25 protein-coding genes are annotated in these 25180 nt (G+C 52.2%); 5 read left to right on the top strand and 20 right to left on the bottom strand.

What is annotated here, in order from left to right:
• Positions 1–5: 5 nt before the first annotated feature.
• From pyrF to ACI4OH_RS04630, 20 genes are all read right to left on the bottom strand, one after another.
• The gene (gene pyrF, locus ACI4OH_RS04725; protein WP_439784263.1) at positions 6–731 is read right to left on the bottom strand and encodes an orotidine-5'-phosphate decarboxylase; all 726 of its coding nucleotides are present in this window, start codon (positions 729–731) and stop codon (positions 6–8) included.
• Positions 728–1708: a dihydroorotate dehydrogenase gene (locus tag ACI4OH_RS04720; RefSeq protein WP_439784262.1), complete on the bottom strand. Its 981-nt coding sequence runs from the start codon at positions 1706–1708 to the stop codon at positions 728–730. The genes pyrF and ACI4OH_RS04720 overlap by 4 nt, the downstream gene beginning before the upstream one ends.
• A complete protein-coding gene (locus tag ACI4OH_RS04715; protein WP_439784261.1) occupies positions 1705–2490 on the bottom strand; it encodes a dihydroorotate dehydrogenase electron transfer subunit in 786 nt (261 codons plus the stop codon). Before ACI4OH_RS04715 ends, ACI4OH_RS04720 begins: the two co-directional genes overlap by 4 nt.
• A complete protein-coding gene (gene carB / locus ACI4OH_RS04710; RefSeq protein WP_439784260.1) occupies positions 2477–5704 on the bottom strand; it encodes a carbamoyl-phosphate synthase large subunit in 3228 nt (1075 codons plus the stop codon). Before carB ends, ACI4OH_RS04715 begins: the two co-directional genes overlap by 14 nt.
• A gap of 3 nt (positions 5705–5707) precedes the next feature.
• The gene (gene carA / locus ACI4OH_RS04705; RefSeq protein WP_439784259.1) at positions 5708–6790 is read right to left on the bottom strand and encodes a glutamine-hydrolyzing carbamoyl-phosphate synthase small subunit; all 1083 of its coding nucleotides are present in this window, start codon (positions 6788–6790) and stop codon (positions 5708–5710) included.
• Between the two features lie 17 nt (positions 6791–6807).
• Complete coding sequence (locus tag ACI4OH_RS04700) at positions 6808–8094, bottom strand: dihydroorotase (protein WP_439784258.1); 1287 nt, start codon at positions 8092–8094, stop codon at positions 6808–6810.
• Entirely contained in the window at positions 8091–9038 is a 948-nt protein-coding gene (locus tag ACI4OH_RS04695; protein ID WP_432647528.1) for an aspartate carbamoyltransferase catalytic subunit, read from the bottom strand. The genes ACI4OH_RS04700 and ACI4OH_RS04695 overlap by 4 nt, the downstream gene beginning before the upstream one ends.
• A gap of 343 nt (positions 9039–9381) precedes the next feature.
• Entirely contained in the window at positions 9382–10656 is a 1275-nt protein-coding gene (locus tag ACI4OH_RS04690) for a lecithin retinol acyltransferase family protein (RefSeq protein WP_439784257.1), read from the bottom strand.
• Entirely contained in the window at positions 10656–12818 is a 2163-nt protein-coding gene (locus tag ACI4OH_RS04685; protein WP_439784256.1) for an Lcl C-terminal domain-containing protein, read from the bottom strand. Before ACI4OH_RS04685 ends, ACI4OH_RS04690 begins: the two co-directional genes overlap by 1 nt.
• A gap of 72 nt (positions 12819–12890) precedes the next feature.
• Positions 12891–13322 (bottom strand): type II toxin-antitoxin system HicB family antitoxin, encoded by a 432-nt coding sequence (locus ACI4OH_RS04680; protein WP_435721109.1) that lies wholly within the window; start codon positions 13320–13322, stop codon positions 12891–12893.
• Positions 13323–13370: 48 nt separating this feature from the next.
• Positions 13371–13568, bottom strand: a complete 198-nt coding sequence (locus ACI4OH_RS04675; RefSeq protein ID WP_302610202.1) for a type II toxin-antitoxin system HicA family toxin — start codon at positions 13566–13568, stop codon at positions 13371–13373.
• Between the two features lie 72 nt (positions 13569–13640).
• Positions 13641–15254, bottom strand: a complete 1614-nt coding sequence (locus ACI4OH_RS04670) for an MBL fold metallo-hydrolase RNA specificity domain-containing protein (protein ID WP_439784255.1) — start codon at positions 15252–15254, stop codon at positions 13641–13643.
• Between the two features lie 260 nt (positions 15255–15514).
• Complete coding sequence (locus ACI4OH_RS04665; RefSeq protein WP_432647533.1) at positions 15515–16081, bottom strand: coenzyme F(420) biosynthesis enzyme; 567 nt, start codon at positions 16079–16081, stop codon at positions 15515–15517.
• Positions 16082–16246: 165 nt separating this feature from the next.
• Positions 16247–16645, bottom strand: coding sequence for a type II toxin-antitoxin system HicB family antitoxin (locus tag ACI4OH_RS04660; RefSeq protein ID WP_432647534.1), 399 nt, complete (start codon positions 16643–16645; stop codon positions 16247–16249).
• A 164-nt stretch (positions 16646–16809) separates the two neighbouring features.
• Positions 16810–17316 (bottom strand): hypothetical protein, encoded by a 507-nt coding sequence (locus ACI4OH_RS04655; protein WP_432647535.1) that lies wholly within the window; start codon positions 17314–17316, stop codon positions 16810–16812.
• A 1-nt stretch (position 17317) separates the two neighbouring features.
• Complete coding sequence (locus ACI4OH_RS04650; protein WP_439784254.1) at positions 17318–18307, bottom strand: AAA family ATPase; 990 nt, start codon at positions 18305–18307, stop codon at positions 17318–17320.
• A gap of 147 nt (positions 18308–18454) precedes the next feature.
• Positions 18455–19558, bottom strand: coding sequence for a UDP-galactopyranose mutase (gene glf, locus ACI4OH_RS04645; RefSeq protein WP_435721111.1), 1104 nt, complete (start codon positions 19556–19558; stop codon positions 18455–18457).
• Positions 19559–19641: 83 nt separating this feature from the next.
• A complete protein-coding gene (locus tag ACI4OH_RS04640; protein WP_435721112.1) occupies positions 19642–20406 on the bottom strand; it encodes a DUF3226 domain-containing protein in 765 nt (254 codons plus the stop codon).
• Positions 20403–21560 carry an AAA family ATPase gene (locus tag ACI4OH_RS04635; protein ID WP_435721113.1) on the bottom strand — a complete coding sequence of 386 codons (1158 nt, stop codon included), beginning with the start codon at positions 21558–21560 and terminating at the stop codon, positions 20403–20405. The genes ACI4OH_RS04640 and ACI4OH_RS04635 overlap by 4 nt, the downstream gene beginning before the upstream one ends.
• A gap of 133 nt (positions 21561–21693) precedes the next feature.
• Entirely contained in the window at positions 21694–22095 is a 402-nt protein-coding gene (locus tag ACI4OH_RS04630; protein ID WP_439784253.1) for an acyltransferase family protein, read from the bottom strand.
• A gap of 784 nt (positions 22096–22879) precedes the next feature.
• Here ACI4OH_RS04630 and ACI4OH_RS04625 point away from each other — a divergent pair.
• From ACI4OH_RS04625 to ACI4OH_RS04605, 5 genes are all read left to right on the top strand, one after another.
• Entirely contained in the window at positions 22880–23203 is a 324-nt protein-coding gene (locus ACI4OH_RS04625) for a hypothetical protein (protein ID WP_435721115.1), read from the top strand.
• Between the two features lie 6 nt (positions 23204–23209).
• Entirely contained in the window at positions 23210–23671 is a 462-nt protein-coding gene (locus tag ACI4OH_RS04620) for a helix-turn-helix domain-containing protein (RefSeq protein ID WP_435721116.1), read from the top strand.
• Positions 23655–23915 carry a hypothetical protein gene (locus ACI4OH_RS04615; RefSeq protein ID WP_435721117.1) on the top strand — a complete coding sequence of 87 codons (261 nt, stop codon included), beginning with the start codon at positions 23655–23657 and terminating at the stop codon, positions 23913–23915. The genes ACI4OH_RS04620 and ACI4OH_RS04615 overlap by 17 nt, the downstream gene beginning before the upstream one ends.
• Positions 23916–23948: 33 nt before the next feature.
• Positions 23949–24587, top strand: coding sequence for an N-acetylmuramoyl-L-alanine amidase (locus ACI4OH_RS04610; RefSeq protein WP_439784252.1), 639 nt, complete (start codon positions 23949–23951; stop codon positions 24585–24587).
• A 225-nt stretch (positions 24588–24812) separates the two neighbouring features.
• Positions 24813–25037, top strand: a complete 225-nt coding sequence (locus ACI4OH_RS04605) for a DUF1659 domain-containing protein (RefSeq protein WP_432647794.1) — start codon at positions 24813–24815, stop codon at positions 25035–25037.
• Positions 25038–25180 lie beyond the last annotated feature (143 nt).

Below are 25180 nucleotides of genomic sequence, written 5' to 3'. Positions count from 1 at the left end.
ACCCATTATTTCACCGTCTCCATTTCTTTCAAGATTGCTTCGGCCGCGGCCTTCGGGTCCTCGGCGGCGCGGATCGGCCGGCCGATGACGAGGTGGCTCGCGCCGTTTTTGAGGGCTGCACTCGGCGTTGCAATGCGGCTCTGGTCGTTCACGGCCGAGCCTGCCGGACGCACGCCCGGCGTGACAATCAGGAAATCCTTGCCGCAGGCCTCGCGAATCAGCGCAGCCTCCTGCGGCGAAGCGACGACGCCGTCAAGCCCTGCGGACTTTGCCAGCTTTGCAAGCCGCACGACCGCGTCTTTAATCGGCAGCGTCTGGCCGACGCCGTCCCAATCCTCCTGATTGATGCTCGTGAGCACCGTGATGGCGATGAGCTTCGGACACGGAACGCCCTGCTTTTCAGCCTCCGCATGCAGGCGGTCGGCTGCCGTCTTCATCATCGTATAGCCGCCGCTTGCGTGCACATTGAGGATATCCGCACCGAGATTCATCAGCGAGCAAAGGCCGCCCGCCACGGTATTCGGGATATCGTGGAGCTTGAGGTCTAAAAAGACATGCTTGCCCTCTTCGCGCAGATAGCGGACCACTTCGCCGCCGACGCTGTAGAAAAGCTCCATGCCGACCTTATAATACGAGACACTTTCACCAAGCGTTTCCACTAAGGCTTTGACATCTTCCATCGTGTGGAAATCAAGCGCCACAATTAAGCGGTCATCCGCTTTCATCGTCATTCTGCCTTCGCTCCTTCCCCTGAACCTGTCTTATTAAATCCGAGGAATCCCGGATTGGCTTTGCCGACAATTTCTTCGATGCTTGTAAAGCCCTGTTTCTTAAGATATTCCGTCAGCCCATCGCAGATTTTCATCGTGATTTCGGGGTCCGTGAAGTTCGCCGTGCCGACGGCGACGGCACTCGCACCGGCGAGGAAGAACTCGACGGCGTCCTCGGCACTCGCGATGCCTCCCATGCCGATAATCGGGATATGGACGGCCTGTGCGACCTGCCAGACCATGCGGACGGCGACCGGCTTCACGCAAGGGCCCGAAAGCCCGCCCGTGATGTTGCCGAGTACCGGACGATAGCGGTGAATGTCGATTTCCATGCCGAGTAACGTATTAATGAGGGAAATCGCATCGGCACCGGCCTCTTCGACGGCTTTGGCCATCGCGACGATATCCGTCACATTCGGCGAAAGCTTGAGAATTACAGGCTTTTTCGTATGAGCCTTGGCCTCGCGCACGACGGCGGCCGCAGCCTGCGGGTCCGTGCCGAAGACGATGCCGCCTTCCTTGACATTCGGACACGAGACGTTGAGCTCAATTGCGGCCACGCCGTCGACATCGAGGAGTCCGGCAAGCTCGCCGTATTCCTCGGCCGTACTTCCCGAGATATTGACGATGACGTTCATGCCGTACTGCTGAATGCGCGGCAAAGTCTCCTTCAGGAAGAGCTCGACGCCCGGATTTTCAAGGCCGATGCAGTTCAGCATGCCCTTTGGCGTTTCTGTGATGCGCACGCCGTCGTTGCCGCGGCGCGGCCTCAGCGTCGTGCCCTTGACCATGACGCCGCCGAGGCGCGCAAGGTCGACAAAATCGGCAAATTCCTCGCCGAAGCCGAACGTGCCCGAGGCCGTCAGCACCGGCGTATTCATTTCGATGCCGAGAAGATTCGTATGGAGCATCTTATCTTTTTCGTAAAGCGAGCTCATGCGAACACCTCCTCTGCGGGGAACACGGGACCGTCCTTGCAGACCTTTTTGCGCTGGCCGTCGGTCGTGTCAATCGAGCACGACAGGCACGCGCCAAGGCCGCAGGCCATGCGCTTTTCGAGGGATACTTCGCACGGCAGGCCGTGTTCTTTGACAATCTTGGCGACGCCGCGCATCATGATTTCCGGGCCGCAGGTCACGACGACGTCGTAATTCCCCTTTTCAAGGAGCTCCGGCAGCAGGGTCGTCGTAAAGCCCTTCGTGCCCATCGAGCCGTCATCCGTCGTCACAAAAACTTCCTGCGTGAGGTCGTCAAAGAGATTCGTCCAGAAGAGTTCTTCGGCCGTCTTGCCGCCCATGAGGACGTCGGCCTTGCCCTTCATCGCATCCGCGTAGTAAAGCAGAGGCGAAAGGCCCATGCCGCCGCCGACAATCAGCGGCCGCTGGTACTTCATGGTAAAGCCGTGGCCAAGAGGTCCGAGGACATTGACCATTTCGCCCGGCATCAGAGCCGAGAGGGCCTTCGTGCCGCGCCCTACGACGCGGTAAATGAAGGCCACACTGCCCTTTTTGGAGTCAACAGCCGCCACGCCGACAGGACGGCGCAGCGTGAAGTCTCCCGAGAGAATCCGCAGCTGCACGAACTGTCCGGCCTTGGCCGCGCGCGCGATTTTCGGCGCTTCGACGACGAGGAAGAAAACGTCCGTGGCGAGCTCCTGCTGGGCAAGGACTTTGGCGTCCTGCACAAATTTAGTCGCTTCAGGCGAGTTAGGCAAGATCATCACCACCACCTACGTAATCCTGAATAGCCAGCGAGTAGACGAGACGGCGTTCGCGCATGAACGAGAGCACGCGCAGGACTTCCCAGGCCGTATCGAGGGACGTCAGGCAGGCGATGCCATGCTCGACCGTCGCGCGGCGGATCTTGAAGCCGTCTTTTGCGGAATGCTTGCCCTGCGTCAGCGTGTTGATGACCATGTTGATCTTGCCGTTCTTGATCATCTGGATGATATCCGTGCTGCGTTCGTGGACTTTGCCGACCACTTCGGCGTCGATGCCCATCGACTGGATGGCCTTGGCCGTGCCTTCCGTTGCGGCAATCTCGAAGCCGAGCTCTGCAAAGGCCTTCGCAAGCTGCTTCATTTCTTCCTTATCCTTATCGGCAACCGTGAAGAGGATGCAGCCCTTCGTCGGGACGTGAATGCCCGAGCCGATGATGGCCTTGTAGAGGGCGCGCGCATAGTGATAATCGATGCCCATGACCTCGCCCGTGGACTTCATCTCAGGTCCGAGCGCGATATCAACATCCGTCATCTTCGCGAACGAGAAGACCGGAGCCTTGACGGCAACGTATGGTTTCGGCGGTACGAGGCCGGACTTGTAGCCGAGTTCCTTCAGCGTATGGCCCATGGCAATGCGCGTCGCAATGCCGACCATGTCGACGTTCGTGACCTTTGAGAGGAACGGCACCGTACGCGACGAACGCGGGTTGACCTCGATGATGTAGACTTCGCCGTCGACGACGACGAACTGGATGTTCAGCAGGCCCTTGACATGCAGTGAAAGCGCCAGGCGTTTCGTGTAGTCGATAATCGTGTAAATGACCTTCGACGACAGCGTCTGCGGCGGGTAAACGGCAATCGAGTCGCCCGAGTGTACACCGGCGCGTTCGACATGCTCCATGATGCCCGGAATGACGACATCAACGCCATCGGAGATGCCATCGACTTCGACTTCCGTGCCCTGCATGTAGCGGTCGACGAGGACCGGATGGTCCGGCGTGACTTTTACGGCACGGCTCATGTAGTCGCGCAGCTCGTCTTCGTTGTAGACGATTTCCATCGCGCGGCCGCCGAGGACGTACGACGGGCGGACCATAACAGGATAGCCGATCTTCGCGGCACCCGTGACAGCCTCGTCAAGATTCGTGACGCTGATGCCCTGCGGTCGCGGGATCTGCGTCTGCGTCAGGACTTCGTCGAAGCGTTCGCGGTCTTCGGCGCGGTCGATGTCGTCGACGGACGTGCCAAAGACTTTGACGCCGGCCTTCTGCAGCGATGCCGCGAGGTTGATGGCCGTCTGGCCGCCAAACTGAACGATGACGCCTTCCGGTTTCTCTTTGTCGATGATGTTCAGGACATCCTCAGCCGTCAGAGGCTCGAAGTAGAGACGGTCGGAAATATCGAAGTCAGTCGAAACCGTCTCCGGGTTGTTGTTGATGATGATGGCCTCGATGCCCATCTCGCGCAGGGCCCAGACGGAGTGAACCGAGCAGTAGTCGAACTCAACGCCCTGACCGATGCGGATGGGGCCGGAGCCGAGGACGATGACCTTGCGTGCATCCGAAACCTTGACTTCATCTTCCTGAGCCTGGAAGGTCGAGTAGTAGTACGGCGTGGCGGCTTCGAATTCCGCTGCGCACGTATCGACCATCTTGTACTTCGGCAGGATGTGCATCGTCTTGCGGGCCGTGCGGACTTCATCCATCGTCTTGCCCGTGATTTCGGCAATCGAGCGGTCGGCAAGGCCGATGTTCTTGGCCTCGAGCATCAGGCTCGGCGTCAGGGCCTCGGCCTTCAGTTTGTTCTCGACCGCTGTGATGTTCTGAATCTTATAGAGGAACCATTTGTCGATTTTCGTGATGTCGTGAATCTCGTCAATCGTCGCAATGCCGCGGCGCAGGGCTTCGGCGATGACGAAAATGCGCTCATCGTTGATGCGGGCAAGATTCTTCTTGACGCGGGCATCGTCCCAGGCGTCCATCTTGTCCATGTGCAGGCGGTGTACACCGATTTCGAGGGAGCGGACGGCCTTCAGGAGGGCACCTTCGAAGTGGCGGTCGATGCTCATGACCTCGCCCGTGGCCTTCATCTGCGTGCCGAGCGTGTGGTCGGCGTAGACGAATTTATCGAACGGCCAGCGCGGGAATTTGACGACGCAGTAGTCGAGGGCCGGCTCGAAGCAGGCTTTCGTCTTCTGCGTGACGGCGTTCGTAATTTCATCGAGCGTGTAGCCGATGGCGATTTTTGCGGAAACTTTCGCAATCGGATAGCCCGTGGCCTTCGAAGCGAGGGCCGAGGAACGGCTGACACGCGGGTTGACCTCGATGACGTAATAGCGGTTGCTGTTCGGGTCGAGTGCATACTGCGCATTGCAGCCGCCCTCGATGCCGAGCTCACGGATAATGCGAAGTGAAGCCGAGCGCAGCATCTGGTATTCATGGTCCGTCAGCGTCTGCGAAGGTGCCACGACGATGGAATCGCCCGTATGGACGCCGACCGGATCAAAGTTTTCCATGTTGCAGACGGTGATGCAGTTGTCATGACCATCGCGCATGACTTCATACTCGATTTCCTTCCAGCCTGCGACGCTGCGCTCGATGAGGACCTGGCCAATCATCGAGTACGTGAGGCCCTTGATGACGATTTCGACGAGTTCTTCCTCGTTCTCGGCAATGCCGCCGCCTGTGCCGCCCATCGTGTAGGCCGGACGGACGATGACCGGATAGCCGATTTCATTGGCAAATTCCACGGCCGACGGCACATCCTCGACAATCGTGCTTTCGGGGATTGGCTCGCCGAGCTTCTGCATCGTTTCCTTGAAGAGCTCGCGGTCCTCGGCGCGCTCAATGGCCTTTAAAGGCGTGCCGAGCAGTTCGACCTTGTATTTTTCGAGCACACCGCGCTCCGAAAGCTGTACGGCGAGGTTCAAACCGGCCTGACCGCCAAGGGTGGCAAGGAGGCCGTCCGGACGTTCCTTCGAGATGATTTCTTCGAGGAATTCCGGCGTCAGAGGCTCAATGTAGACGCGGTCCGCGATATGCGTATCCGTCATGATCGTCGCAGGGTTCGAGTTGACGAGGACGACCTCGAGGCCTTCTTCTTTGAGCGCGCGGCAGGCCTGCGAGCCGGCGTAGTCGAATTCAGCGGCCTGACCGATGATGATTGGGCCGGAGCCGATGACCATTACTTTCTTGAGATTTGCTTTCTTTGGCACGAGTCATTCCCCTTTCTTCAGCATGTTCCAGAACTCGTCGAACAGATACATATTGTCGTCCGGGCCCGGAGCAGCTTCCGGATGATACTGCACGGAGAAAATCGGCAGCTCCTTGTGGCGCATGCCTTCAACCGTACCATCGTTGACGTTGATGTGCGTGACTTCAAGGGGCAGGCCCTTGAGGGATTCTTCATCGACGGCAAAGCCGTGGTTCTGCGAGGAAATGTAGACATTGCCCGTGCGCAGGTCCTTTACCGGCTGGTTCGTGCCGCGATGGCCGAACTTCAGCTTGTAGGTCTTTGCCCCCATCGCGAGAGCTAAGAGCTGATGGCCGAGGCAGATGCCGAAAATCGGCTTCTTGCCGATGAGCTTTTTGACCTCGGCGACGATTTCCGGTACATCGGCCGGGTCGCCAGGGCCGTTCGACAGGAACACGCCGTCCGGATTCATCGCGAGGACTTCTTCGGCCGTCGTATGAGCCGGCACGACCGTGACCTTGAAGCCGAGGTCATGCATCGACTTGATGATGTTCTGCTTGACGCCGAAATCCATGGCGACAACAAAAGGAGCCTTCGAAGGATCCTCAAGCGTGCTTTCGAGCGTGTACGCTTCCGGCGTCGTGACTTCCATGACGACGTCTTTTTTAATCGGTACGGCGAAGAGTTCGTCGATTTCCGTCTGGGCAGCGTCCTCGGGGACAATGATACCCTTCATCGTGCCGGCGTTGCGGATTTTGCGCGTGACGGCACGCGTGTCGACGTTGTAGAGGCACGGTACGCCCTGCTTCGTCAGGAAGTCTGCAAGGCTCGTCTCGTAGTGCCAGTTGCTGCCGTGTTCGCAGAGCTCGCCGATGACAAAGCCATTGACGAAGGATTTGCGCGACTGCATGAAGATATCCGCGATGCCGTAGTTGCCGACCATCGGATACGTCAGCGTCAGGATCTGGCGGCAGTACGACGGGTCTGTCAAGCTTTCCTGATAGCCGACCATGCCGGTATTGAAGACTACTTCGCCCGTAGCCTTGATATTATTCAAAAGTTCCCCAGGGAAAACGCTGCCGTCCTCCAGGATCAATTTTCCTTTCACTCAAAACACCTCGCTAATCAGAGTACCTTGCCGTCCTTCATGACGACCTTGCCATCGACGATTGTCAGGACCGGTTTGCCCGTGAGCTCGCGGCCGACGAACGGCGAATGGCTGCCGCGCGTGTAGAATTTCTTGGCATCGACCGTCCACGTGAGATTCGGGTCGATGACCGTGACATCGGCATTGGCGCCGACGTTCAGCGTGCCGGCATCGAGCTGGAAGGCCTGCGCAGGACCCCAAGTCATCTTTTCGATAATCGTCGGGATGTCGACCTTGCCCGTCTGGCAGAGGTCCGTGAAGAGCACGCCAATGGCCGTCTCAAGACCTGGGAAGCCGCTCGGCGCAAAGGCGTACTCGCGGTCCTTCTCTTCCTGTGCGTGCGGGGAATGGTCCGTGACGATGGCATCAATCGTGCCGTCTTTGAGGCCTTCGACCATGGCGTCGACATCGCTCTGCGTGCGCAGAGGCGGATTCGTCTTTGTCGAACTGTCGTAGAGGTTGACGCATTCATCCGTCAGTGTCAGATGATGCGGCGTGACCTCCGTCGTCACACGGATGCCGTGTGCCTTCGCCTCGCGCACGAGCTGCACGGAGCGGCCCGAACTGATGTGGGCGACGTGGACGCGCGCGCCGGCGTATTCGGCAAGCAGAATGTCACGGGCCACGGCGATATCCTCGGCGACCGTCGGACGGCCCTTCATGCCGAGCATTGCGCTTCTATGACCTTCGTTCATGACACCTTCTTCAACGAGCGAAGGCTCTTCTTCGTGGTTGATGATGACTTTATCGAACGTATGGAGATAATCGTAAGCATTGAGGAGGACCTTGGCCGTCGGGTCAAAGTGGCCGTCATCGGAGAAGGCCACGGCACCGGCTTCGACCATGTCGCCGAGCTCGGCAAGCTCCTGCCCTTTCTGGCCCTTCGTCACCGCACCGATAATGCGGATATGGACTTTGGCGACATCCTCAGCGCGCTTTTCGAGGCTGCGCACCATGGCTGCCGTATCGACGACCGGCTTCGTGTTCGGCATCGTGGCGACCGTCGTGTAGCCGCCGGCAGCTGCTGCCTTGGAGCCCGACTCGAAGTCTTCCTTGGCTTCCTGACCCGGCTCACGGAAATGCACGTGCATGTCGATGAGGCCCGGCGTGACAATCTTGCCCGTGGCATCGTAGACTTCGGCGCCTTCGGCTGCGAGGTCTTTGCCGACGGCTTTAATCTTGCCGTCTTCGATGAGGACATCCGCAATATCATCAAAATGCTCTGCCGGATTGATGACCCGGCCATTTTTCAGGATCATTTTCATTCTTGTTTTCCTCCCGTCAGAACCAAGGTAAAGAGTGCCATGCGGACGGCTACGCCGTTCTGTACTTCTTCCTGAATGGCGGAATTGTCACCGTAGGCGACGAACGGCGAAATTTCCCAGCCTTTATTCATCGGGCCCGGATGCAGGACGAGCACGTCGTCTTTCGCGAGCGCGAGGCGTTCGTTGTTGAGGCCGAAGATGCGGGCGTATTCGCGCGTTGTCGGGAACAGGCCGCCCTTCATGCGCTCGAGCTGGATGCGCAGGACTTCGATGACATCGGCGTCTTTGATGGCATCTTCAATGCGCTCATGCACGACGACGCCCGGCTCCTCGTAGAGGAAACGCGGCAGCAAAGTCTTTGGCCCTGCGATATGCACTTCCATGCCCATCTTGCGCATGCCGTAGATATCCGAACGAGCCACGCGGCTGTGGAGCACATCACCGAGAATCGCAACTTTGAGGCCTTCGAGATGGCCTTTGTGCTGCTCAATCGTGAAGAGGTTCAGAAGGCCCTGCGACGGATGTGCATGGGCGCCATCGCCGGCGTTGATGATGACCGGGCTCACGACGCGCGAAGCGTACTCGGCAGCGCCCTCTGCCTTATGGCGCATGACGATGGCATCGACGCCCATGGCCTCAATCGTGTAGAGCGTATCGCGCAGGCTCTCGCCCTTGACGATACTCGAAGAACCGGCCGTGATGTTGACGACATCGGCACCGAGGTACTTGCCGGCGAGCTCAAAAGACGTGCGGGTACGCGTGCTTGGCTCGTAGAACAGCGTGACAATGGACTTGCCGCGCAGCGTCGGGACTTTCTTGATGTCGCGATGAATGATGTTCTTCATTTCCTTGGCCGTCTCAAGCACGAGACGGATTTCCTCAGCCGAAAAATCAGCGAGTCCGAGGACATTCTTGCCCCGTAAGGATACATTTGTTTTCCCCAAGTCAATCACTCCTTAAAAAAACCGATCAAAACACTTCATGGTCATTGTCTTTTGGCCCTAAATTTAGAAAAAGGAGCTCCCCTATGCGTATGCATAAGAAAGCTCCTGGCTTTACGTAAGCTTATGACGTTACTTTATCTGGCTCCCTTTATGCGTATCGCAGTACGCATCTTAAAAAGGCAATGATTCTTTTTGTTGACTGTAGTCATTATATCGTATCTTCGCCATAAACGCAAGGCACACACGCGTTTTTTATTTTGTCATAAATTTTTTTCATGGAGTCTCCCGGTCCTATTGATGAGCTTATATATAGGAAGGAAATCACCAGCACGCTATCATTATATTATGGATTTTTCCCTTTTTGCCCCTCTGGCAGCAGCTCTTTCTTCTGCCCTCTCAACAGTGCCTCAGCCCCTGTTTTCTTGTGGACAAGTTCCGGCGGCATGTCTGCGCCTGGATAATCTGGCAGCAGGGATGCCGCCTTCTTTTTTAGATACTCTTCTGCAATAGTCTGCGTAATCCTGCCAGTCTGTTCAATGATTTTATCTTTTGTCTCTAGAAAACTCTTGGTCACCAGCTCCTGACGTTCCTGTATCTTCTGCAGCTGCGTCATGATGAACTGGTTCTGACGTTCTCGGTCATCCTTGATTTGTGAGACGAAAATCTCATATTCTGGTGAATCTTTTTCGTATTGCTGCAGCAAGTTTAGAAGCTGCGGCAGTTTTTTCGTCGTATATTCATCCCCCTTCGCCTGAATCCGATTACCTACTTCTTCATAAAAGGCTTCAATTTCGTGAATCATCGGCAGAGAGCCCTCTTCGATGATAACGATGCGGTTCTTAGCGACTTCCAGCATTTTCTCCTGCAATACGGCAAGCTGCTCCGCAAAGGCTTTCATATTCTTTGTACGCGCCTCGTCGATTGCGATCTGCGTCATGGCCTGTGCTCTCAGGAGTTCCAGCTGGGCATCGCGCATCAGTTCTACGCGCTCCCGTTCTTTATCGGCCATCTCCAGTTTCAGATTCCGCTCAATCTCCGCCACACGAACCTTATCTGGTTCATAATTGTAATTGCTGGTCGAACGGTTACCGCCCGAAGAAGAATTGCCGCTAAAAACACCTTTGATACTATCCCAAATACTGCCCAATACACTCATAAGATTTCCTCCCAAGACGTCTTCCACCTGCCGACTGCGATATCTGCCCAATGTGCAGACATTTGCAAAATGTTCGCAGTTGTTGAATACCAAATGGTAACCAGCATCCCCCAAACAGGCACGTGCATAGTTGACGATTCCCTCCACCGGATAAAGGTCAGAAAGTTCGTCTTCATTGTATACTTTGATTTCCACTGTACCGCCATCCAGGAATCTGGCCAAATCCGTACGAATAACATGAGCTTTCGACCAGTCCAAAACGCTGTCATCATCGTCGCCGGTAAAGTGGATGACTTCATCATCCGTTACATAAATGCCGTGATGATAGTAAAGTCCGTTAAGACGCGAGACGCGGATGTGGTCGCCGCGCTGCGGCTTTTGACTGACCCATACTTCCGGTGCTTCAATTGTCAGAAACTGTTCCGGCAGTGGCTGAGGGTCAGCCACAATAGGAATGCTCATTATGAATCCCTTCTCTTACTTCCGTCCTTCACTTTGTTTTGCAAATCTGTCCGCATGCGAAACAGTAAAGCATTGAAATCTTTATCGCGCTGCTGCAGGGCCTGACTATATGCCTGACTGTCAGCCAGATACGCTGTAAGATTCTGCCGTTTCAATGCAGTCAGCCGTTCCAAAGTTTCCCGGGAAACATCTGCCAGTTCTCCTTCCTGCAGGAAATCCTGAATATTGTCTATCTGTATCGTAAAAAACGGTTCGGCCCATTTCAGCAAAAACATGCGCTCTTCTGCATTTTGACGGGAGAAAATCATCTGCATCATCTGCTTTTGGAATTTTTCACTGATTTGATACAAAGCCAGCTCTGCTGCAATTTTATCCTGTAAGTCGCCGCCAGCTTGGAAAATATACTGCTGGTAGATTCCCTTGCGTTCATTTAAATAAAAATCATTGATGTCACTTTCGTAATCCCCCAAAAGGAATAAAATCTGCTCTGCTGCAGTATGGGTCTCTGAGGTATTTTCCAGCAAATGACCTTGCAGGGCAAACTCTACCAACGGCAGGAAACGCTGGCTGCTGGCAAAATAATTTTCCTGCCACTTCGCATACCACTGCCCATAGACATCGGCTTCTATCCCATCCTGCTGGCAAAGAGAAGCAAAATCGTCATGCATACTAGTCTTAAATAGCTTATAGTCATTCATTCTCGCGTTATATATGTCGATAATATTCGTCACAAAGCTGCGATGCTGCGTAAAGAAAGCAATCTTCTGCTGAACCTCTTTCATGATGCGCGCCATATTCTCTACTAAGAATACGAAACTCGCACGCTGCTCCTGTTCTAGTTCTGCCAATTCATGCATAGCATCTGAGCCGAAAGAAATTTCATTCAAACGCTGCTCCAAAGTCTGCGCCTGCTGACGAACGGCCAAGATCTGCGATTTGGCCGTGTCCATTCCCAGCTCCAGTCGGGAAGCCAATACTTGCTGCTGGTCAGCCAGCAATTGATTTTCCTGTTCCGTCAGATGTGGATGATCTGTATAGCGGCTGCTGAGCTGCAGGCCAATCTGGGCAAATGCTTCCATGGTCGCATGCTGTTCATTCTCATATTTCTGCAGGATACCAAGCATTTTTTCTGTGATAGAAAACACAGCCTGATAATACTGAATAACCGAGCTATTGATGGCTGAAATGTCATATCCCGAAAGTAAAGAGCGATAGTCAAAATTCGCTGTCAGCCCCATAGCTTGAGCACGCTGCTGGTTAAGTTCCAATTGCTGCAGCTGCTGCAAAAGCCGAGGTCTCTCAATATAGATTTGCTGATAAATGCGATTGGCTTCTTCATTCATACGGCCATCTTTATTTCGGAAAATCGGCACAAGTCCATTTTGGACGAATAAATTAAGTGTCATCTGGGCACGTTCATCTTCGGTATAAATCTGATTATTCTGAGAGACATTGGCAGCATACTCGTCATTGGTAAGCTGAGAATTGCAAACGATTAGAGTACCGCCTCCATTTTCCTTTGGATAGTTACAATCCGTCCATACGCTGGTAATTTTTCCATAGTTGTTGATGATGGTTGTATCCCATCCTGCAATTTGACGGCGGTCTCCCGTCCAAAAAGGTAATCCGCCTTCACGCGCTACATACTCAAATTCCGACATCGTAACGATATGCCAATCGGCATATCCGTCCAGGTTAAGGTTCTTGACAATGTCTTTTGCTTCTTCTAATGAATACGGCACACGCTGACTGTTTATTTCTGACTTGAAATACGGAAAATACGCTGGGTTCTGCCATAGTAAGCCGGTATTTTTATCCATCAGGATCCTTGGCTTATTCTTGAAATAATACCAGCGCTGCGATTTAATAGCTGCCAGGATTTTACGGGTGCCCGAACCCAGCGTATTGATTTTCTGTTCAATTGCATGCAGCGTTTCATCAATCGCTTTGATCTGAGCCTTCATGCTATTTTTCTGTGCGAGAAGCTGCTGCTGCTGAGTCCTTAGACTATTCATTTCTGCGGCATTGGCAGGATTCTCCAATCCTTCCGCTTCAAACGTAATCTCATTCAGCCTCGCCATTATATTGTTATAGGAAAAAGCGTTCAACATATTTATCATCTCTGCTGCGCTTCCATTTCCGCCTGCGCTAAATTCAGTCATAAAGGACCACTCCCTTATCGTTATAACACATCTGCCATTGTAAGAAAAAGCCGCCCGAGGGGCGGCCATATTTCATTGCTGTGCAATATTCAGTTCCTGCTTCAAAGCCTTCTGCAGAGTCTGTGAGAAGTTGATGCCGCAGTTCTCGGCCTGAGCATTCAACCATGCCGGAATGCTCAGCGTCTTCTTGACAAAACGCTTGGCCATTTTCTCACGGATAGACGGCATGAATGCATCGACGAGGAAAAAAGTCTCATTTTCCTTTAGTTTATGGGCAGCTGCGAGCTCACGGATTGTCGAAGGAGCAGGCGGAATTTCCTCATCATCCTCTATACCCCATAAATGCAGGGCCAAAACATCGCGTGCTTCCTCGACAGCTTCTGCTTCCGTCGCACCATACGTTACACAGCCCGGCAAATCTGGAAACGTCACATGCACGCCATCCTTTTCATAATCGAGCAGCGCGATATAACGATAAAAATCTGGCTTTTCCTTTTTTTCCATATGCAACGCCTCTTTTCTCCGCAATAATAAGTAACAGGCAGAGCGAGCTCATTCAAAATGGAGCCCTGCCTGTTTCTCGATACTCTTCAAGTCGTTCAGGCTCAGGTCCTTGACTGGATGACGGACTGTGACACGTCCCTTCTTAGTCGGATGCTTGAATTGATGATGATCTCCGACACAAGCAACTTCATACCAGCCGTCCTGTTTCAATATCTTGAGTATCTCTCTAGAAGAATAGCCTTTCATGCATGTTCTCCTTTCATATATATTTTAATACGTATTTTATTACGTGTCAAGATATACACATTTTCCTTAGCCTCAGATATTGAACGGCGTAAAGAGCTTGCGGATGTAGTTGCGGGCCTTGCTCATGACCTTGATGACGGGTTCCATCATCTTTGGCTGGCGGACGACGTACTGCATGACGCGGCGGCGCAGCTGGCGGTAATCGGAGTCGAAGTCGCGCAGGACGTCCTCCATCTCCTTCTCGACCGAGACGGCCGGGATATTCGACGGGATGATTTCCGACGCGCGGCCGGAGATTTTCGCGAGGTCGCCGCGGAACGGGATGTAGCACTCAAGGCCGAGTTCCTTCTGAATGCGGTTTTTCAGGGCTTCCTGCGCCGGCGCTTCGCCGTGAACGATAAAGACTTTTGCGGGCTTCGGGTCCGTGATATTCCCGAGCCAGTCCATGAGCTGATTGGCGTCGGCATGGGCCGAGAAGCCGTCGAGGCTCTTGATTTGCGCCTTGACGGCGATTTCCTCGCCGAGCACGCGCACGCGCGTGATGCCGTCGATGAGACGGCGGCCAAGGCACCCCTCTGCCTGATAGCCGACAAAGAGAATCGTCGACTCCGGGCGCCAGAGGTTGTGTTTGAGGTGATGCAGGATACGGCCGGCATCCGCCATGCCCGAAGCCGAAATGATAATGGCCGAGCCCTCGGAGCTGTTCAGAGCCCTTGACTCCGCCGCCGTCTCACAGATGCGGACCTGCGAGAAATTCGGCACCTTGCCGTCCTTGCCAAACGCCTTAATGGCGTCGTCGTCAAAATCCTGGAAATTCTTGAGGAACACGCGCGTCGCCGCGATGGCCAGCGGACTGTCGATGATGATCGGAATATCGGGGTCGAGCCTGCCTTCCTGATGCAGCCGGTAGAAATAATAAAGAAGCGTCTGCGTGCGGCCGACGGCGAACGACGGAATAATCAAATTGCCGCCGCGGTCCATCGTCTCATTGACAATCTCCGCAAGTGCCGTCTCCTTGTCGTAGAGCTGATGCAGCCGATCGCCGTACGTCGACTCCAGCAGCACAAAATCCGCGCCCTTGATAATCGTCGGGTCCTTGATAATCGGCTGATGCGGCTGTCCGAGGTCGCCCGAGAACACGAGTTTCGTCTCCTTGCCGTTTTCCTTGACATAGACCTCGAGAATCGCCGAGCCGAGGATATGCCCCGCATCGCGGAACACGACGCGCAGATTCTCCGACAGCCTGAGCTCCTGATTGTACGGCACCGGTGAAAAATGCTTCAACGCGTCCATCGCATCGTCAATGCCGTAGAGCGGCTGGACCGGAGCATCGCCGCGGCGCTGCCCCTTACGGTTCAAAAGCTCGGCGTCCGATTCCTGAATGTGTGCGGAGTCCGGCAGCATGATTTTTACGAGGTCGCACGTCGCCTTCGTCGCATAAACCGTGCCCTTGAACCCCTCGCGCACGAGCTTTGGAATCATGCCGCAATGGTCGACATGCGCGTGCGTCAGCAGCACGCCGTCGATATCGGCCGGATTGAACGAGAATTCCTCATAATTGTACTCGCGAATGCGTTTCGAGCCCTGAAACATGCCGCAGTCGACGAGATAACGGTCCTCGCCGGTCTCCAAAAGATAGCACGAGCCCGTGACCGTATGGGCAGCACCCAAGAATTCGAGTCTCATAAAAAGGCCTCCCTTATCATTGAATCCCTGAATCGTTGAAATCCGATACATTTCCTTCCTATTATATATAGCATATAACAGAACGAAGTATCTTTTTCTTGTTTTCTTTTTTATGCACCGTTTTCCACTTGCTTTATATTGGTAGTATTCGCACCCATACGTTCGGAATCCTCTTTTTGAACACAACTTTCACGAGGATTTTACAAATAAAAAAAGACAGGACCGAAAGGTCCTGCCTCGTCGCGCGATGCAAAGCAAGTTTATTTCTTTTTGCTGTCTTCCTTCTGCTGCTCCGTAGCGGAACGCTCGAAGTGCTTATAGAACTGCTCCGACATATTCGTGTAAGTAGCTACCGTGTCGCCTTCGCTGCGGTTGGCCTGAATCTGGTACGTGTACAGCAGCTCATTTGTGCCGGCCTTGTAAACATCGAAGAAGAACGACGTGCGGCTGTCATTGGCGACCGTCAGGATGACATAAGCATCGGCGTAATTGCCGACATACTGCTTGAAATCCTTCGCAGCCGTGCGGCGGTCGAGTGCCTTGATGTCGATGTTCTGGTCCGTCTTGATGTTCTGCGCAATCGTGTCATACGAAATGACATAGCAGCGTGCCACGCGGCTCGAATCATAGACAATCTGCGTCAGCATATCCTTGTTCGGGGACTTCGGGTCCACCTGCATGTAAAGCGGCGAACCAATGGCCAGACGATGAATCGAAGTCAAATCCGCGCCCGGCTGCACCGTAACCTTATCGGCATTAGCAAAAGCAACCTGCGTGCTGAAAACCACCATGCAGACAATCAGCAGCATCTGGAAAATTTTCTTCATAAAAATATCTCCCTTGCACAAATTTTGCGAACTAGCATCGCATTGTTACTCCCATTTTACACTGCCGGGGAGTAATACGCAAGACTTGACTTTTGCAAAAAGGCTCCCCAGTCAGGGAGCCTTCTCATAGCCAAAATCAAAATGCCAAGCCATTCTCCCGTTCAATCAGGCAATATGGAGCGCCTCGCGAATGGCATTCTGCAAAAGATTCGACAAGTTCAGGTTATGTTCCTTTGCCAGCGTATTCATCCAGCTCGGGATGGAAACATTTTTGCGCACAGCACGCTTGTCATTCTGACGTGCATAAGCCGTCGTATCGGCGCGAATCAATGCGACCGTCCCGCCTTCCGGCACCTTGATATCCTCAAGTGCCGATGGCGCAGGAATCGTTTCGCCATTCTTCTCCATACTCCAAAGCGTGAGATTCAGAGCGTCCTCGGCATAATCAAACGCCTCATTCATATCAGCACCATCCGTAAAACATCCCTCCAGATCAGGAAAATCAACAAGAATGTTATCGCTCTCTTTATCTTTCGAAAAAATAGCCGGATATATGTATTTCATAAGGCAGCTCCTTTCATATGAAAAGAAACGGAGCCAGTAGGAGCCTCGCAAGCAAAGCTGCGTCCTCTTTTACTGGTCATCCGTTTTCCATCTCTAGTCTACCGCAAATGTTTGGAATTAGCAATGATCAAAATGCCAGGCCGTTGTCCTTGTCGAACATCTCTTTATTTCATCTGCAAACGGAAATCAGGGTATGCTTGATTCCACTCTTCTATACTAAGCACCTGCACAGAGTCGATCATTTTCTCCGGCATATCGATCTGCTGCTGTAAAAGGAATGGCAATCTTGCTGTCAGCAAAGTTCGGACACGTTTTCTCAGTACGATATCACCATTCACACACTCCAGAATATAAATGTAGCGTTTTATCTTATGCATGTGATGCTGCATGGATTGTAAAAACTGCAGGCTGTCAAAATATTTACGTGCAACCGTATTCAGCTTTTTATCATCAAGTGGCTTAAAGGCCTCAGGATGGACAGCTTGCGGCAGATTCGCATTTTTATATTCGACGAATAGTATTTCCTGCTCTGTCTCCGCTATAAAATCCACATCGCACAGGATACTGAGCTTTGCCTGATGAAATATGTCATGCAGGTTGTCTGTCGCCCATAAGGCTGCAGAAAAGTCGATTTCACAAGAATTATTCTCATCACAGAAAATTCGCGGCATCCTACTCACCTACCTGCAAGCCGTACACTTCATCCATCAGTTTATCAAAAGCATCCATAATGGCATTATGCTGTAAATCTGCAAAGCATTCCCTGCTCTCACATTGGACGCTGCCGCTTTCCGTTAAATACAGGGAATGGTACCGCACGGCATCGTCTTTCTTTTTCCGCACGTCAAAGTACTTAGCTAGCAAGTAATTGTGCGTGCTGATGAAGATCTGCACGCCATGACGTGAGAGTTCGAGCAGGCACTCCACGAGCACGGGCAGAAATTCGGGGTTCAGGTTTGCCTCCGGCTCATCCCACAGCAGCAGGGTATTCTCTGCAATGCTCTCGTTCATCAGCAGCTGCCAAAGCAACCCGATCTTTTTAAACCCCTCCGCCTCTACGGCAAAATTGACCATGCGCCCATCGTGCTTGCGAATATAGAATTCTTCATTCTCTATGACAACCTGCCCATCCATGAGCTTCTCAAGATGAGGCAGGATATTCACGGCCAAAGGCGGCACTTCGCGCAATTTCCACTGATTCGCCCTGCGAATGATATCCATAAGTGTCTGGTCAAAGGGAAAATCCCGATATTTTTCCGCCATTGCCAGCAGGCCCTTGGCATTCGTCAGCATATCCTTGACCGGGATGTACACCGCCGGCGGCAAATCGAGGGAATACAAGAATTGATAGCGCGCATCAAAACCAGAACCGCCAATCATGACAGACTTGTGGCTCTCTTCATCTGTATCGAGCTGTATCCTGCTGTCTGGCTTCTGCGGATCGCGCAGCAGACTGTCATAATGGTCCGATAGACCAAAGCACGGAAAGAAACCTGCCTTCCCGTCCCGTACAATATCAGAACCCACATACAACAATTTCAAAAGCTGCGTCTTGCCCGTACCATTCTTACCTATGACTACATTGACTCCCGCAGACGTCTGCATCCATATATCCTGAAAGACTGTAAAATTCTTTATATGAATTTTTTTAACGGCCGACATACAATCCCGCCCTTCTTCATGTAGTTTTCTTCCATTATTATACCGTAGCGGCATGGACACGACAAGACGCGATATACAAAGACGCCCTGCAGCAAACCAGTCTGCAGGGCGTCTCTCGTCTATGCTGTTATCTCAGTCCCAGCGCTCTCATGCTTCCTTCGCGAATTCCGCCGCCGTGCGCTCAAGTGCGCTTTTGATGACGTCGTCCATGTCGTAGTACTTGTACTCGGCGAGGCGGCCGCCGAAGATGGTGTTTTCTTCCCGGGCGGCGAGGGCTGCGTACTTCCTGTAGAGCCCCTGATTGCGCTCGTTGTTGACCGGATAGTAGGCTTCCTCGCCCCTGTGCCAGTCGGCCGGGTACTCGCGCGTGATGTAAGTGACGGGCTGCGTGCCGAACTCGAAATGCTTGTGCTCGATGATGCGCGTGTACGGGACCTCGCGCTCCGTGTAATTGACGACGGCCACGCCCTGATGATTCTCCTCTTCGAGGCGTTCCGTCTCAAAATGCAGGCCGCGGTACTCGAGCTCGCCGAGCTGATAATCAAAATACTCATCAATCGAGCCCGTGTAGACGACTTTCTTCGCCACGCCCGCATACGCCGCGCGCTCCTTCAGGTAATCCACGCCCGTGCGCACCTCAACGCCCGCAAGCAGCGCCTCGATGAGCTTATTGTAGCCGCCCACCGGGATCCCCTGATACCGGTCATTAAAGTAATTGTTGTCAAACGTATAGCGGACCGGCAGCCTCTTGATGATGAACGCCGGCAGCTCCGTGCAGCTCCGACCCCACTGCTTCTCCGTGTACCCCTTGATGAGCTTCGTATAAATATCCGTGCCAACAAGCGAAATCGCCTGCTCCTCAAGATTCGCGGGCTCCCCCTTGATGGCCTGACGCTGCTCGGCGATGATCGCCTTCGCCTGCGCCGGCGTCACAATGTCCCAGAGCTCGCGGAACGTGTTCATATTGAACGGCAGATTGTAGAGATGCCCCTTGTAGTTTGCCACCGGCGAATTGACGAAATTATTGAACTCGACAAAGCGGTTGACATACTCCCAGACATCTTTATAGCTCGTATGAAAAATATGCGCGCCGTACTTGTGAATGTTGATGCCGTCCTTCTGCTCGCAGTACACATTGCCCCCGACATGCCCGCGCCTTTCAAGCACCAGCACCGACTTCCCCGCCTGCTTCGCCTCATGCGCAAAAACCGCACCGAAAAGACCGCCGCCAATGATTAGATAGTCAAACATGAAAATTTCTCCCCCGTTATAGTAAATTCATACATCCATTATACCGCAGCAGCGCGAAATACACCATCGAATCGTGACTCCTTTCACGATTCATTTTCCTGATTAAAGATATCAAATGCCCGAAAAGAAACCTGAATTTGACGATACTTTTGCCACGGAATTCGTTTAAACATTTCTCGAGCATCGTTAAATGCACGATCCGGCCATGCTGCGCCGAAGAATACTCCTAATGGTGCTTTTATCTGCATTCTTCTACCTCTCAAAAAGTCTGGGTTCCATTCATCACTAGACAAATGTTCCTTCTTTTTTATAAGATCCGCAACGAATCTTTTCGATTCCTGCGATAAGAATGAATTTCCCGGCTCACGTTCCAGCGCATTTAAAAGAAACGTCTCTAACGCTCCCTCGCCTGTTAACGGGACAGATAAAAATAAGCATTCCAGAGATGAAGACTCATCGAACGCCAGCGGCTGTTCAAGCTTCAGCCATTGATTTTCCTCAATCTGAAATGCACAATTACAGGTTTTCGAAATGACTTCCTCTATACCTTGCCATCGCTGCTGAATCTCTTCATCACTATCATGATCACTGATGACAGCCATATGCGTATATGAAGTGTCTGTATTCAGCTGATTTACCATTAAAACCTTTCGTACATACTCGGAAAAATTATTGCCGGAAACATACACGATATCCAGCTGGTCCTCTCTATGAGTATAATGGCATCCTGCATTCCCAAAAAGATTATTCTTTGACTTGCGTGAAAATCGAAAGCCATACAGATTGCAAAAATATTCACTGAGTACAATCTGGTCTGTCTCACCTTCACATAAGATAATACCGTTCATACTCTCAACTCCAAGCCATCATCCATTGCTGCCAAAGCATCTTTACCAGTCAGGGTACGTGCCTTCACAACACCTTTCACATTGCGCAGGGTTATGACTCGTATGTCATCCATCAAAAGTGCGTCACCGGCTTCGTCATGTATTCCCTGTAAAAATGAATACAAAAACTCACCGCTATGCGATGTCGCAAAAACCTGATTTTGAAATTTTTTCGCATATCGATACAATTGGATGCCCAAAGACCCTTGTGCCTTATGATGGAAATTTACGTCAATCTCTTCAATACAATGAATAGATTTTTTGTAAGCGGCCATATTGCCAATAATATTAAACCAACGCCGTACGCCATCTCCCAGCATATACATTGGTACCATTCTCTTATTTTTAAAACGGCAGCTGAGGGATGCCTCTGTACCGTCAGGATACGGGATATTCTCGATATTTTCCAAATCAAGTCCGGAAAATGAACGGTTCATTTCTTCAATCACCTGCTCAAGCAAGCGGGACCGCAGGAGTATCGAGTAGATTTTTTTATTCTCAATCTCATTTTGATGAGTAAGGATATCATCCATTTTTGCCATAATCAGTGGTTTGGCCGAAGGATTCACATTTCGAAAATCTGGATAATCCATCTCCACCGTGAACTCTGGATCATTCGTGGTCGACACCTTCCACTTTCCCAATGAAACTTTGGGGATAGGTATGGACATCCCTTGTATTTCCACCTTTATATTGGACGGTTTTGAAATCGGTTCTGTCGCTTCGAAATTTCCCATTTCATTAGGAATAAAGCCAGAAAAAATCTGTCCCGGCATAAACTGATGCCGAACCTTCACATCTTTATCATCAATTTTTCCCGAGAAGGAACACTTCATGATATCTTCTTCCGCAATATCATGAAAAACATTCAGGATTAATTCTGCTGCTTTATATGGCCCATTCATTGTAAAAGTGTTATTTTCCTGGATGCGATGAGGAAGAATATAATTAAAAAATGGATGTATATTCGCCCCACATGCATACGCAAAAAGTGCTTCCAGCATCGAGGTCTTGCCGACATTATTCACACCAAAAAAAAGGTTTATTTGGGAAAGGCTATTTATTTTTATATTAGAAAATTTTCTAAAATTATTAATTTCAAATTCTGTTAGCATATTATCCCTCCCTTATTGCTCCATTTTATTATACCGTAACAACATGCATAGGACAAGCAGGTCTAAGCCCCGCAAAAATATGATGCATTGCCACGAAGCTGCATGAACAGCGGCAGGCGGCGCCGCAATCCAGTCAAGATGATGCACGAGGAAGATCAGCAGCGTATGGATGCCGACAAAAAGCGTAGGACGCCGCATCATGCACATTCCCCTGCCACCACGAAGCGATAATAGAAATCACCGAAACAATCAGGCACGGCAGAATCAAATGTTTGCAGCCTTTCTTTAAACGCCGGATAAACATATCGCGGTCATTGGCCAGACGATATGTATATCCCGACAACAGGAAAAAGAGCGGCATATGAAACGAAAAAATGACATTGCGCGTGCCGCTGCCAAACTTCACCGTATGGCCGATAATGACCAGGATAATTGCCACGGCTTTCGCAATATCGACCCATTCAATGCGCCCCTGCGGAACGGCAAATAGGCCTTCTGTCTGTCTGTCTGTCTGTCTGTCTGTCTGTCTGAGCAAGCATATATTCCCCTCTCTGCTTTGTCAATAGTTTCCCCGAAAGTATGACATTTGCCTGATGGCAAGATGATATCACCATTATAACGCATATCGCATTGCCTCACAACAGTCATTCTCACCAGCCCCGACTTATCCACACCCCTGTGGATATCGTCACTTTTTTCTGTGAATTTATGTGGATAAATCTGGGTACCCGCCCATTTTAGGCCCGTTTTGGTGTCATTCTGACTGTCAGGCCGTGCGTCATATTGACCTTGTGGATAGTCGCTGGGCCTTGCGGCGTGCGGGTTGCGGGGGCTGCTAAGATATATACTAAGCGAAGATAAAAAAATCATATAGTAGTGGGGCCGCTCTCTTCTCCCTGCCGGATGATGGGCCCGACCCTCTCTCTTCTCTCTCTAAAAATTTTTCGAGTTTTTTCTTATTTTTTCCCCGCTGTTGTCACGATTTGCAACGATATGCAGCACTTTGCATCATTTTACACTATTTAGCGCCATTTTGCAGGGGTCTTGCATTATCCAGATGCATACTGTATACTAAGACACGTCAGCAAGATGCTGGACACCACAATTTGGCACGACTCACAAACAAGAACTCAATTCAGAGCTTGCTTGTCTCTCATGACAGATCACGGCTCTGAACAAGTTCGGACTGGATCTCTCGGAGACAGGCAGGCTCTTTTCTTGTCTCTCCTCTGATCGCTTCAGTTTTACTTTTTTGCTGAATTGTCGCGCTATTGTATGTTTTATATGTATTTTGGTTTATCAGAGAAGGGAGTAATTTTATGAAAAAAGCAAGAAATGTCAAGAAGATCACGGCGTCCCAGACGGTCGTCACGAAGTTCTCTGCAAAGTGGTCCAAAAACCGTGTTTGTCACTGCGCAACGGCAGGAGACGACTATCCGGCTTTTGTCTCCTGCCGTAAATTTGCTGCCATCTCTGGTATCGGTGAGCGCAACATCCGCAAGTTCATCCAATTCACCGATTTCCCCTGGATGCAGGTAAACGACTGCACCCTGATTCCTGTCGAAGAGGCCCTGAAATGGCTTGTCGAGAAATGCTGCGAACACCATTCGTTCCCCTTCAACGCAGATGATGAAAAGGAGTAACATACTATGTACATCGAACCCGTCACCGGCATTATCGCCGAGTTCCGCCATTTCTACCAGATGATGCCCGTCCGCCCGCTGTCAGCACGTGCGCAGGCCTTCTGGATGTTTCTTTTGTACCGTGCGAATGCGGCTTACTGGCAGTTCCCGCTGCAGATCCAGCTCAACGAGATTGCCGGAGCCCTGCGCCTGTCGCGTTCTTCCGTGCAGCGCGCCCGCGATGAGCTCACGCGTCAGGGCTATCTGCTCTACGAAACCGACCCGGGTCATCGCACGGTCAAATACTACCTCATCAGCAACGTCCGTCCTCACAGTATGATGACGGCCGAAAGCATGCTGGCTGGCACCAAGAACTACAAGGCTCTTGGCGGCCACAAGAATGGCCAGCCAGCCCCTATGCCCATGCTCCCTAAGAAAAAAAGTCGTAAAAAAGGAAAGGAGGAAGACAAACATGATGATGACCAGTAAAGCTCTCAAGCTTTATTTGGCCATTGAGCATCTTGGCGCAGGTCAGCTCGCAGAGCGCAGCCTGCGCGATGCTGCAAGGCTCTCCCACGGCTCATTTATTGCAGCCAGAAAAGAGCTCCGCCAGATGAAGCTGCTCGATATCGAGCAAATCCACCGCAAGCCACATTATTCTTTGCTGAACCCCGAGCTTGCAGCCAAAGCCATCGCCGAAACTGCGGCAATGGACAACAAAGACCATGCCTGATTTTACCCTCTGTCAAATGAAAGGAGACTTTTTATGAACATTTTGCTGAATCCAGGCCACTCCCTCGGCGGCAGTCCGGACCCCGGTGCCGTCAACAATGACTACGGCATCACGGAAGCCGACATCAACGCCCTGATTGCCGAAAACTGCGCCATCGCGCTCGAGCATTACGGCTTCAATGTCACCGTGCTGCAGAGCCACAACCTGCGCGGCGAAGCGCCGGAATTCCCGAATGTCACGGGCATGGCCAACAACTGGCCGGCCGACCTCTTCATTTCCATCCATGCCAATGCCGGCGGCGGCCGCGGCTGCGAGACCTACTGCTACAGCGGCGCGTCGTGGGGCAATGTCTTCGCCCATTATGTGCAGGATGCCCTGCACCGTGATGTCAGCCGCGTCGACAAAACCTTCCCGAACCGCGGCGTCAAACTGGGCCCCGAGCTCGCCGTCCTGCGCTGTACGGCCATGCCCGCCATCCTCGTCGAGACCGCCTTCCTCGACCAGGACGACGACGTCCGCCTGCTGCAGAGTTTTCCCGCCATCTTTGGCCACGGCATCGCCTATGGCACGTACCAATTCATCAACGACTTCATGAATCCCGACCGCTTCCATGAGGAAGACCTCGCCTATGACCTCAGCGAACCGATGAAGTACGTCCCAGCCAAAGTCTAAAATCTCAAAATCCCCAAAAACAATACAAAAGCAAAGTTGACTGTCAAAATTTTTCGAAAATTACCTCTTGCAATTGACACTCACCTACTGCATAATGAAATCAAGGCAAGGGCAAACGCCTAAGCCACGGCCCAAGCCGCCGGCCTCAAAGCTTGGGCCAGAGGCCAAACATCCCTATACCATCTGTCCGGGACCAACATCCCGCAAACGAAAGGAGCATGCTTTATGGCAGCACATCGCATCAACGTCACCACGGCCCTCAAAATCAAGGTCGAAAACGGCACGACGGACACGGGTCTCGTCAAGTACGCAACGCGCTCGTACAACTCCATCAACCCGGAGATCACGGACGACGACCTCTACACGATTGGCCAGGGCCTTGCAGCCATGCAGACGCACGAAGTCGGCGACATCCAGCGCACCGAAACGGCGACGCTTTCCGCTGACTGACCCTTCCAATCCCTTCCACCTCTGCTGAGGCGCCAGCAACGCGCCTCACTCCCAAAAGCTTTTGCCGCCTCTATATAATGAAAGGAGCTACACGCCATGAAACGTACCTTACAGATCACCTTCGTCCTCGACAACGCCAAGAC

The sequence above is a fragment of the Mitsuokella apri genome (genome assembly GCF_051886055.1).
Taxonomy (GTDB): Bacteria; Bacillota; Negativicutes; order Selenomonadales; family Selenomonadaceae; genus Mitsuokella.
This window is presented reverse-complemented; position numbering and strand designations above follow the sequence as displayed.

What these genes read in the sequence shown, in the direction of transcription:
- pyrF (WP_439784263.1), bottom strand. Translation starts at nt 731, where the DNA reads ATGACGATGAAAGCGGATGACCGCTTAATTGTGGCGCTTGATTTCCAC.
- ACI4OH_RS04720 (WP_439784262.1), bottom strand. Translation starts at nt 1,708, where the DNA reads ATGAGCTCGCTTTACGAAAAAGATAAGATGCTCCATACGAATCTTCTC.
- ACI4OH_RS04715 (WP_439784261.1), bottom strand. Translation starts at nt 2,490, where the DNA reads ATGATCTTGCCTAACTCGCCTGAAGCGACTAAATTTGTGCAGGACGCC.
- ACI4OH_RS04700 (WP_439784258.1), bottom strand. Translation starts at nt 8,094, where the DNA reads ATGAAAATGATCCTGAAAAATGGCCGGGTCATCAATCCGGCAGAGCAT.
- ACI4OH_RS04690 (WP_439784257.1), bottom strand. Translation starts at nt 10,656, where the DNA reads ATGAGCATTCCTATTGTGGCTGACCCTCAGCCACTGCCGGAACAGTTT.
- ACI4OH_RS04685 (WP_439784256.1), bottom strand. Translation starts at nt 12,818, where the DNA reads ATGACTGAATTTAGCGCAGGCGGAAATGGAAGCGCAGCAGAGATGATA.
- ACI4OH_RS04680 (WP_435721109.1), bottom strand. Translation starts at nt 13,322, where the DNA reads ATGGAAAAAAAGGAAAAGCCAGATTTTTATCGTTATATCGCGCTGCTC.
- ACI4OH_RS04675 (WP_302610202.1), bottom strand. Translation starts at nt 13,568, where the DNA reads ATGAAAGGCTATTCTTCTAGAGAGATACTCAAGATATTGAAACAGGAC.
- ACI4OH_RS04670 (WP_439784255.1), bottom strand. Translation starts at nt 15,254, where the DNA reads ATGAGACTCGAATTCTTGGGTGCTGCCCATACGGTCACGGGCTCGTGC.
- ACI4OH_RS04665 (WP_432647533.1), bottom strand. Translation starts at nt 16,081, where the DNA reads ATGAAGAAAATTTTCCAGATGCTGCTGATTGTCTGCATGGTGGTTTTC.
- ACI4OH_RS04660 (WP_432647534.1), bottom strand. Translation starts at nt 16,645, where the DNA reads ATGAAATACATATATCCGGCTATTTTTTCGAAAGATAAAGAGAGCGAT.
- ACI4OH_RS04655 (WP_432647535.1), bottom strand. Translation starts at nt 17,316, where the DNA reads ATGCCGCGAATTTTCTGTGATGAGAATAATTCTTGTGAAATCGACTTT.
- ACI4OH_RS04650 (WP_439784254.1), bottom strand. Translation starts at nt 18,307, where the DNA reads ATGTCGGCCGTTAAAAAAATTCATATAAAGAATTTTACAGTCTTTCAG.
- glf (WP_435721111.1), bottom strand. Translation starts at nt 19,558, where the DNA reads ATGTTTGACTATCTAATCATTGGCGGCGGTCTTTTCGGTGCGGTTTTT.
- ACI4OH_RS04640 (WP_435721112.1), bottom strand. Translation starts at nt 20,406, where the DNA reads ATGAACGGTATTATCTTATGTGAAGGTGAGACAGACCAGATTGTACTC.
- ACI4OH_RS04635 (WP_435721113.1), bottom strand. Translation starts at nt 21,560, where the DNA reads ATGCTAACAGAATTTGAAATTAATAATTTTAGAAAATTTTCTAATATA.
- ACI4OH_RS04625 (WP_435721115.1), top strand. Translation starts at nt 22,880, where the DNA reads ATGAAAAAAGCAAGAAATGTCAAGAAGATCACGGCGTCCCAGACGGTC.
- ACI4OH_RS04620 (WP_435721116.1), top strand. Translation starts at nt 23,210, where the DNA reads ATGTACATCGAACCCGTCACCGGCATTATCGCCGAGTTCCGCCATTTC.
- ACI4OH_RS04615 (WP_435721117.1), top strand. Translation starts at nt 23,655, where the DNA reads ATGATGATGACCAGTAAAGCTCTCAAGCTTTATTTGGCCATTGAGCAT.
- ACI4OH_RS04610 (WP_439784252.1), top strand. Translation starts at nt 23,949, where the DNA reads ATGAACATTTTGCTGAATCCAGGCCACTCCCTCGGCGGCAGTCCGGAC.
- ACI4OH_RS04605 (WP_432647794.1), top strand. Translation starts at nt 24,813, where the DNA reads ATGGCAGCACATCGCATCAACGTCACCACGGCCCTCAAAATCAAGGTC.